The 8,733-nt window shown below is 50.9% G+C and carries 7 protein-coding genes; 5 read left to right on the forward strand and 2 right to left on the reverse strand.

Annotated features, from left to right (window positions below; all coding sequences use genetic code 11):
- The first annotated feature begins 2 nt into the window (after positions 1-2).
- From CLH62_RS20555 to CLH62_RS20585, 5 genes are all read left to right on the forward strand, one after another.
- Positions 3-413, forward strand: coding sequence for a hypothetical protein (locus CLH62_RS20555; RefSeq protein ID WP_099620036.1), 411 nt, complete (start codon positions 3-5; stop codon positions 411-413).
- A gap of 99 nt (positions 414-512) precedes the next feature.
- Complete coding sequence (locus CLH62_RS20560; protein ID WP_091643533.1) at positions 513-875, forward strand: hypothetical protein; 363 nt, start codon at positions 513-515, stop codon at positions 873-875.
- Between the two features lie 169 nt (positions 876-1,044).
- A complete protein-coding gene (locus tag CLH62_RS20565; RefSeq protein WP_099620037.1) occupies positions 1,045-2,208 on the forward strand; it encodes a hypothetical protein in 1,164 nt (387 codons plus the stop codon).
- Positions 2,209-3,426: 1,218 nt separating this feature from the next.
- The gene (locus tag CLH62_RS20580) at positions 3,427-5,106 is read left to right on the forward strand and encodes a DUF4942 domain-containing protein (protein ID WP_099620039.1); all 1,680 of its coding nucleotides are present in this window, start codon (positions 3,427-3,429) and stop codon (positions 5,104-5,106) included.
- Positions 5,107-5,258: 152 nt separating this feature from the next.
- Entirely contained in the window at positions 5,259-6,821 is a 1,563-nt protein-coding gene (locus CLH62_RS20585) for a hypothetical protein (RefSeq protein ID WP_099620040.1), read from the forward strand.
- Positions 6,822-7,389: 568 nt separating this feature from the next.
- Here the strand turns inward: CLH62_RS20585 and CLH62_RS20590 are convergent.
- Entirely contained in the window at positions 7,390-8,049 is a 660-nt protein-coding gene (locus CLH62_RS20590) for a hypothetical protein (RefSeq protein ID WP_143752399.1), read from the reverse strand.
- A complete protein-coding gene (locus tag CLH62_RS20595) occupies positions 8,025-8,507 on the reverse strand; it encodes a hypothetical protein (protein ID WP_099620042.1) in 483 nt (160 codons plus the stop codon). The genes CLH62_RS20590 and CLH62_RS20595 overlap by 25 nt, the downstream gene beginning before the upstream one ends.
- Positions 8,508-8,733 lie beyond the last annotated feature (226 nt).

Here is an 8,733-nt window from a genome sequence, read left to right on the forward strand (position 1 = left end):
CTATGCCACAAGTAAATGCTATCGACCGCCCCACCCTGAAAAACGTCATTCGTCCAGCACTGGAAGCGAAATTGGCCGAGCGTTCAAAAGAGCTTGGGCTGCAAATTACTTCTGGAAGTGCCACCTATGGTGACACCACGGGCAGTTTTAAGCTGAATCTTGCGACCATCTGTGAAGACGGCGTCGTAATGACGCAAGAGCGACAGGCTTTCCTGGACCGCCATGAGCTTTATGGTCTGCCCGAGAGTGCACTGGACGCCGAGATCACTTTGTCAGGGCTTCGGCTCCGTATAGCCGGCATTTGGACTAAAGCGCCCAAAAATAACATCCTGTTGGCCAGTCTCGATGGCCGCGGGAATCGTGTTGCTCCACTGAGTCTTGTAAAGGCAGCGTTGAAGCGCTCACAGGGCTGAAAAGGAAGTTAGTAATGCGGGTCCGTGTTGACCCGCATTTTTGCACACCTGTTCCCCATGGGATCAGGGCGCCAGAAACCAAAGGAATGGGATTACACAATGCACACGATGAAGCGACTCGCCCGAGACCGATTTTTAAGGTTCGCTGCGCTAACTCTATCCAATCATGAAGAGGGCGCTATTTCGCTGAGTGATGCTGCGCGGTTGATTGAATCCCATGGGGACGGGATGGCCGAGGCGTTTGGCGCAGTGGAACAGTTCGAACTCGTGAAAGTGGTTGAGGAGACCAGAGCAGACGTAAAGCTTTTCCTCGAAACCCAACATGGCGTCTTCGACTATCAGTGGCTGATCATGAGCGAGCGGACGGTTGGCCGATTTCAGCAGCTCGTGAATGAGCTGCCAAAGTTTAGAAGCCTGCGGTACCGAAGGCTCCAGGAGCGCGTTGGAAGATCCCTGATCTGATCTTCGGGCTTCGTCTTCAGAGCACCTACCCTCCCCGCTTCCTTGCTGTTACTGGGCAAAGTTATTCGCCATTTTCGTGGATAAATCGGTGGAAATGGGACCTAAAGAGCTGTTTTTATTGCTGATAAAACGGCAGTCAAAAATTGATCAAGTCTAAGGATGGAATTGAATGAAGAACTTCAAACCTATCATTATTGCCCTTGTGGCTTTGGCAGTCTTCGGATGTACTAGTGAATCTGAGCCAGATCAGGTTTCTCAGGCTGCGTCTGACCGAGCCCCCGACGAAAAGAAAACCCAGGCATCCACGCGCACTGAGGATCCCGTATCTGGGAAAATTCGGGATGTTCAATTCTCCGTGGAACAGGCCATTCTGAAATCAGGTACGTTGGAGTTGCGGCAGGGCTCAGACTTTTTTGCTGATCTTTCTGCAGAAATCGTATTGTTTGACGATAATCCGGCGGGCAACGGGTTCAAAGTCCCATCGGACGGGCCAGGCCTAGTGCCGCACTTGCGCTTGAAGCAAAAGCTTGAAGATCAAGGCGTGCCTGACACCCAATCGCTTATGGGAAACTATCAGCTGGACCTGGTGTTCGGAGATTCTCAGCCACTCGGAGTGCCCTTCTCCATCGTGTTGACCGCCGAACAACATGGGACAGAGCTGCGAGGAAGTGGTTTTGCCACATATGGCGATATCAAGGTCATCCAGGGGAAGTTAGATACTACCTACCAAAGTCTGGACACGTTGAAGCTGCTGGCAAAACGATACACCCGCCGGAATTATGAACGTCTCACAGCATTGAATGACTTCGGTACGACACTCTATACCAACGGTTCCGCTAACCCGGCGACCGCATTTGTTGGTTTAGAGGCCCTGGACGGTAATGACGAGCGAAGGTTGGTCAAGCTTCAGTTCATCATGGGCCAGAATGGCTGGGAAGTGGCGAACGAGCTGGAAATCGACCAGATCCATGAGGCTCATCCTGTGTTGTCGGAGCTGAAAGGCAACCTCAGGACGGTTGAGGGTGCAAAGGTGCGGGGTGTTGCTGGGGATAGATTCGAGAAAGAGCTACAGGCGAAGGCTTTGGTGGGCAGAATTCGGGGTACTTCAGTAAATTGTTACTTATCTGAGGCTGCGAATAAAGCCAGTTGCAGGGCTGCCGGGAGCCTGGTGAACGAGGGTGGATATGACTGTTTCAGGAGCTTTTATCTAATGACGAACGACGGTCCCGGGTGGCGTTACGAAACTGACTTGGAAGAGACGCAGAAGGTGGATTACAAGACGGGACAAGTCGTGGAAGGTCGACCCCCTTCTCAGTATTCTTGCTCCGCCTGATCCAGTTCCCGCATCCCAGGACAGCGAGTTAAGTTATAGTAAGCACTTACTACGATTCTTGGCTCCCCGTTTCGTCCAGCTTTTTCATCTCGAAAGCCCTCCTGATAAACTGTATATTTATACAGTTTATCAGCGAGTGACATTGTGGAATTCCGCCGACGACATAACACCTATTTTGCCACCCTCAATGCTTACGCCTCTCACCAGCCAATTGGTGTGGTCACAGCCCACGAGATTGAAGTGAGATCATGGCTCGGCATTGCCGATCGGGATGTCATCCGCAGACTCCCATCGTTTTCAGCTGTGCTCCTGGATATAACATCGTGGCGGCGGATGATTCTGGAGCCTTATCAAAGGCTGGGACCAGGAATATATATGGTGGGTGCGGCGATCGATACAGGCGTGATCGGCGTAATGGACAAGGGGCGGCCAATGGTTCGGATGGTTCGGAACAAAAATGACCGGCTGGACAGATCAGGGTAGCCGCCCTGCCCTGCCCCTCCGAAAAAAGGAGGTTGGTGCCGGGTGCCCCCGGCCAGGCTCACCACTGAGCAGGTGACGCACCCGAGAGACCATACTGCGGTGAACGGGCATCCTTGCCTCATCTCGAACCAACGAGATAGCCAGAGTGTACCTGGAGTCGAGTTTATTGCCAGTAGCAGGTTTTGATCATGCCAAACGGTTCATGTTTCCGGGCGGAAACGGATCCCCCGAAAACTAGAAAGGGTTCGGGTTGCTTCTTTTTCTCTGCAAGAGCGATTGTTTGTTTTCTTCAAAAAACCGATTGATCGCCTGCTGGACATATTGGATCTGGGAGCTCAATCGATGATCAAGCGCCGAATACCGGTCATCGATCTGCACTTTTGGGTTATCGTCCGTAAACCAGAGCTTCGTTCGACAGGGCCCTACCCCTGCCGGCATGCTATAGAGGTTTATGTAGTAGCGAGGTTCTGAATTTAAAGAAGCAGACCATGCGTTGATCTTCACCCTGTAAGGCCTACAACTCCGCTCAATCTGCCCCATCTCTTCCCTGGAAATCATATCGCCGCTCTCTATGCGTTCACCCTTCTGACTCAGGATAGCAGCAGACGTTATGGGCGATACTAAAGATATACCCAAAGATTGACACAATGCGGTAGAAATGTGAGTATTTGAGGGTGCCAGTAGTTAGCTGGCAGCGCGTTCGCCGGCGTCGAGGCGAGTTAGGAGAATCCCATCATGAGTACACTTGCGCTTGTTTCCGCACTGAAAGACCATTCCGAAGATTTCGAGTTTTATCCCACTACCGATGAGATGTTGAGTGCTGTCCGAAAGGACATACAGGCAATTCTTTCGGATCCGTTCAGCGACAAATACCCTATCTTTTCGGCGCTTGATGTCGGTGCTGGGGACGGGCGCGCCCTAATGCGTCTGACTGACGGCGATCGATATGCCATTGAAAAGAGTCTGATGTTGGTTGAGCGCCAGGACCGAAGCATTGTCACTGTTGGAACTGACCTATTCGCCCAGGTGCTTTTAGATCTGCGATGCGATGTGATCTTTTCGAACCCGCCCTACTCTCACTTTGGAGCCTGGTCAGAAAAGATCGTTCGCGAAGCTAACGCAAAGCTTATCTACCTGATCATTCCGGTACGTTGGCAGAACGATAAATCTCTGCAGTCTGCCATTGAAAGTCGAAAGGCCGAAACCGAAGTTTTGGCCCAGTTTTCTTTTGATACCCCCGATGCCGACCGTCGCGCGCGCACTGTCGTTGATGTGGTCCGAATCCGCTTAGATAAACACAGCCACAATCGTGGCCGGAGCTATCGGTCTAACGAGTTGCGGGTGGATCCGTTTGATCTTTGGTTTGAGCAACACTTTGCTCCTCAATCTACGGTCGCGGATTGTTCCAATCTTGATCCAAAGGCAACCATTGAGGCCAGAGCCAAGAAGCGTATCAGTACCGGCCGGGAGTTAATCACTAGTCTCGGTCTGGTGCAGGCGTTGTCTGATTTTTACCAAAACGATCTATCGGATTTGGTCGGGGATTATGAGCGGATCTGCGGCCTCGATCCGGTGTTGCTTGGGGAGCTCGGGGTAAGCACCGAAGCCTTGGCCAAAGGGCTGAAGCTCAAGATTGAGGGCCTGAAGCACGTTTATTGGCATGAGCTGTTCGAGAATTTCCGGCCGGTTACCTCCCGGCTGGCTACGAAGACAAGGCAAAGGGTTATGGACAAATTACAGGCCTCGATGAGCATCGATTTCACGCCGGATAATGTGCATGCGCTCTGTGCCTGGCTCATTAAAAACTGCAATCAATACTTTGATGACCAGCTGATTGAGCTCGTGGAGCGAATGACCAAGAAAGCCAACGTCATAAATTACAAATCCAACGTCAAGACGTTTGCCGAGGAAGGCTGGCGTTACGGGCGCACGCCCGAGATCGAAAGGTACAAACTCGATCATCGGATTATCCTGGAGTGTTGGAAAGCGCTGGATTATGGGTATTTTGGAGATCAGTCCCCTACCCTCGATTCTACCGTGGCAGACCTTTTGAACGATCTAATGACCGTTGCTAATAATCTGGGATTTGAGACCAGGCATGAGGCGCCAGCGGGCCGGCGGGCATGGGAGGCTGGCCAGAAAGTGCTTTTTCATTTTACCGACCGAAAGACCGGGCAAAGAGCTGTCGCTTTCGAGGCAAAGGCTCACAAGAAGGGAACGCTACATCTGAAGGTAAATCAGCGTTTGATGTGCCGGTTGAACGTGGAATTCGGGCGCTTGAAAGGATGGGTGCGAAATGCCCAGGAGGCCGCTGACGAAATGGATATTTCTGTGACGCAAGCGCAAGCGGCCTTTCATTCGAACTTGCGGCTGGGTAATGATGCATTGTTGGCTTTGGCAGCACCGCTTCCGTAAAAAGTTTCCGCCCGGAAACAAATTGGATGCAGCAGGGATTGGTCCTGCTAGGCTAAAGGTGACTAAAGACGAAGGCTCGCGCGATCGCGGGCCTTTTAGTTTCCGGCCGGAAACTCACCTTAAAATACACGCCACTTGAACAAGGACAGTAAATGGAAAGTATCAGCGGCGACAGGCTTCAAACCCTCCTGCAGACGATTTTGCAGTGTCGAACCCCTGATGAAGCAAGCCAATTTCTTAAGCGTGAAGCGAAAGATGGCGCTGAGATTTGCTTCGATGCGGTTGATTGGGAGCAGTTGCGGAGCGACATTGGCCAAAGAGATTTGAAATTTCCTTTTATTGGCTGGGGCACCAGGACTCTGCATTTCGGTAAGTGTGACTTCGGCGATGGTGATGTTACGTTTGCAGGGACGTTCCAAGGCGCTGTCGTGTTCCAGGACGCTCATTTTGGAAGCGGAACCTTATCCTTTGCTGGATCCTCGTTTGATGTATTTAAGTTCAAGGGAGGCTCCTTTAGTGGCCAAGGCAAGGTTCTGTTTAACGGTGCGAGGTTTTACAACAATGCCGAGATTCAGATTCAAGACTTAGGCGAGAAGCGTTTGAGCTTTGCGCCATCTAAGAAACCTGGGCAAGCTGACTCCTGCTGTGTGATGCAGGGTCCAAAATTCCACTTCCAAATCAAAGCGTCGACGGGCACCAGTATTTCATTCCGTGAAGCCATTCTGAATGTAGGCGATCTGCTGCTGGACTTCGCGGGCGCTTCAAATCTGTCTCAGGTTGACTTCACAAAGACGGAGTGGCGAAGCGGAAACGTATGCGTGAATGGCCTGCGACTCGGATTCCCGGATCATGAAGGGACGAAGAACTATTTACGCTTCACCGATGCCAATTTCGAAGAAGTCAGGCGGCTGCGCTTCGATGGGCTCGGCATGGTAAGCGGGCATATGATCTTTGCGTTTACCAGATTTCCTGAGCGCGCAATAACAGAATTAAACTTCAGTGATCTTGGCCCTGGTGAGGTGGTATTCAAACAGGCCCACTTTCCTGGAATACTGGAATTTAGTCAAAAAGACGGAGAGGTGTTTACAAGCGAGCTCTCTTTTCGAGGATCCACCTTTAAGGGCCCATTATTCATTAATGGACTGAAGTTTGGACCTGTTCCAAATCTAGTGGGTACTGAATTTCAAAAACACCTCAGTCTTACAGATGTGGAGTTTGGCTCCCAGATGACCAGCAAGCAAAAGCGGCAGGAGCCCAACAGGGGCGCCAAACTGCAGCGAATCAAAGAGCTGGCAGAGGCTAACAAGGATCATGGCCTGGCGTTGACGTGTCACGCCGAGGAAATGCGATTTAACCGTTTTCGCAGGAAAGGAGTTGGCAGGTTTCTCGCGGATACGCTCGACCTAATTTATGAGTGCACTTCCAACTATGGGCAATCGATAGCTCTACCGATGCTTTGGCTCATTTTTACTTGGGCGGGTTTTGGCCTTATCTATCGTTATGTGTTCGATAGCATCGAGTCACCGTTGTTGTTCTCGTTTGCATGGACCTTCCCGTTTCTTCCTGCTGCGGGTGTTTTGCGCCTCATCGGGTTTCGGAACATTTTCGAGGATGCAGAACCCGCACTGTATGCCTTAATGGCAGCCCAGGGATTGATTGCAATCGCGCTTATCTTTCTTATAGGTCTCGGATTTCGGAATCGATTCCGGATCTAATAGATATAAGTTTCCGGCCGGAAACTCAGCGGCGTCACGTCGTAGAAGGCCTTCCCTCCAGGTTCTACTTTCTCCGATGAATATATAATATCATATAGGGATGTTAAGCGACCTTTGAGGGAAGAAAAGCATGATTAATCGAGAGGCCCATTGCCAGGGCTATGGTTTTCGAGAGGGTCAATCGTGAAAGTGGAATGCCCCGAATTCTACGGCGCCGTAATCGCCCAGGTCGCTGATGAAATAGGAGGCACCGCTGCTACCAGTTACTTGCCACCCAATTACTCGGGACGTTGTGCCGTCCTCTCTCAATCGTCGTTTGAAACGATTGCAATTCTCCCAAACGGACTGGAGGCCTTTCGAGTGGCGGCATATGCGATTACACCTGATGGGGGCTTTGGCTCGGTGGAGATTCAGCCTTCGCTTGAGTGTGAGACCCATAAATCCTTTATGGACTGGTTTGGCTGAGAGCATTTCCGGGGGTGAACTGTGGTTCGGCTGTGTTTCCGGGCGGAAACAAATGAGGAACGTGAGCTGCTTTCCTTGAATGGCCTCGACTGGAAGGCAGAGGCTACTGGCATACCGATTCCCTCAAGCAAGTGAGTTCGTAGGCCTCTTCAAGTTCAGTGTTTTTGTCAGGGCTGCGGGTTGGGCAGTTTGGAAGAACATCCGGATCACTAATGCGAACTTCTTGCTTCGCAACGAAGTCTTTTCCATCTAAGTCAGGATTTACGATTTCTATTTCCACTGATACCAAAGGATTGAGGCTGTATGATTTGACGGGCGCTGCTTTGTTCATGCTTGTTGGCGTCATAGTTGAAGCCGAGAATGCGGCACTCGGTTCAGAACGCGATTTAGAGACTTTAGGAATCGGGTTACGGCAGAGCTTGATGTCAAAATGGCCAGTTGAATAGGGCGCGATGTGAAAAGGGCCGTTGGAGGCATTGGCGTTAATTTTAAGCATGTTTCCAGGTTCGACCCAGATTTCACCGAATGACAAGCGCGCGCCCGTTGTGGTTGTTCCGGTCGAAAAGGTGATGCCGCCTGCATCGAAGGATTCGCCCGTTGGGTGAGAGCCAAATACGTCTATATCAACCCAACGAATATCCATTTGGTATGGATTTCGATTGGTGATTTCTGCAACGAGAAGGGCGGTTGAATCGGTAACCCTTTTCCGAAAGGTTACTTTTGGCTCAACCCAACCGCTCATTTCTTTGGGTTTGCGATCCAAGCCTTTCGGGCTTCGATGGTACTCAGCAAGGATTTTACAAACTCTTCTCGTTGTTCTTCGCTTAGTTCAACGTTATCCAGGACATCGCGAGTTACGCAAATCGAGTCTTGGTATGCGCTTCTCACTTCGGCTTCATCTGCACTTATCAGGGATTTGTAGGTAGCAGATCCTGTGATGCTGTTATCGGTACTCGAACCAGCCTTACCTCCGATTTCAACACTGCCGTCGATCGTCTCAACTGTCTTGGTACGAGCTTTTAAGGCAGCAGTAACTTCGGCATTCTTCTTCAGAATCTCATTGAAGGTTAGCTTCACTGTTTGGTCCCGATACCTCGCGAAGGGAACACCTGGACATTCGCTGTGAAAAGCGATTTCGCCTTTTGGTAGCTCTGGTTCTCGTGGTTGCGAGGAACAGGCAGAAAGCATCAGGGCTGGAAGGAGGCAAAGTAAATATTTCATAACCAAGTTCCCTTTGTTGTTAATTACAAAAAGGTCGGTAACCAACAAACTTCTACCTTGAAGATAATTTAATCCTATATGGTTTCGTAGAATTGGCAAGCTGGCAGAAAGTCGGCGTAAGTTTCCGGGCGGAAACTATCTAATCCATAACTGAGGCGGAGAGGGCACGCCCTACAGGCCGGGCTTCTCCGGGTTCGCTATTCGCTCATCCCGCGTTGCGGGACTG

The organism is Marinobacter guineae (assembly GCF_002744735.1).
GTDB lineage: Bacteria > Pseudomonadota > Gammaproteobacteria > Pseudomonadales > Oleiphilaceae > Marinobacter > Marinobacter guineae.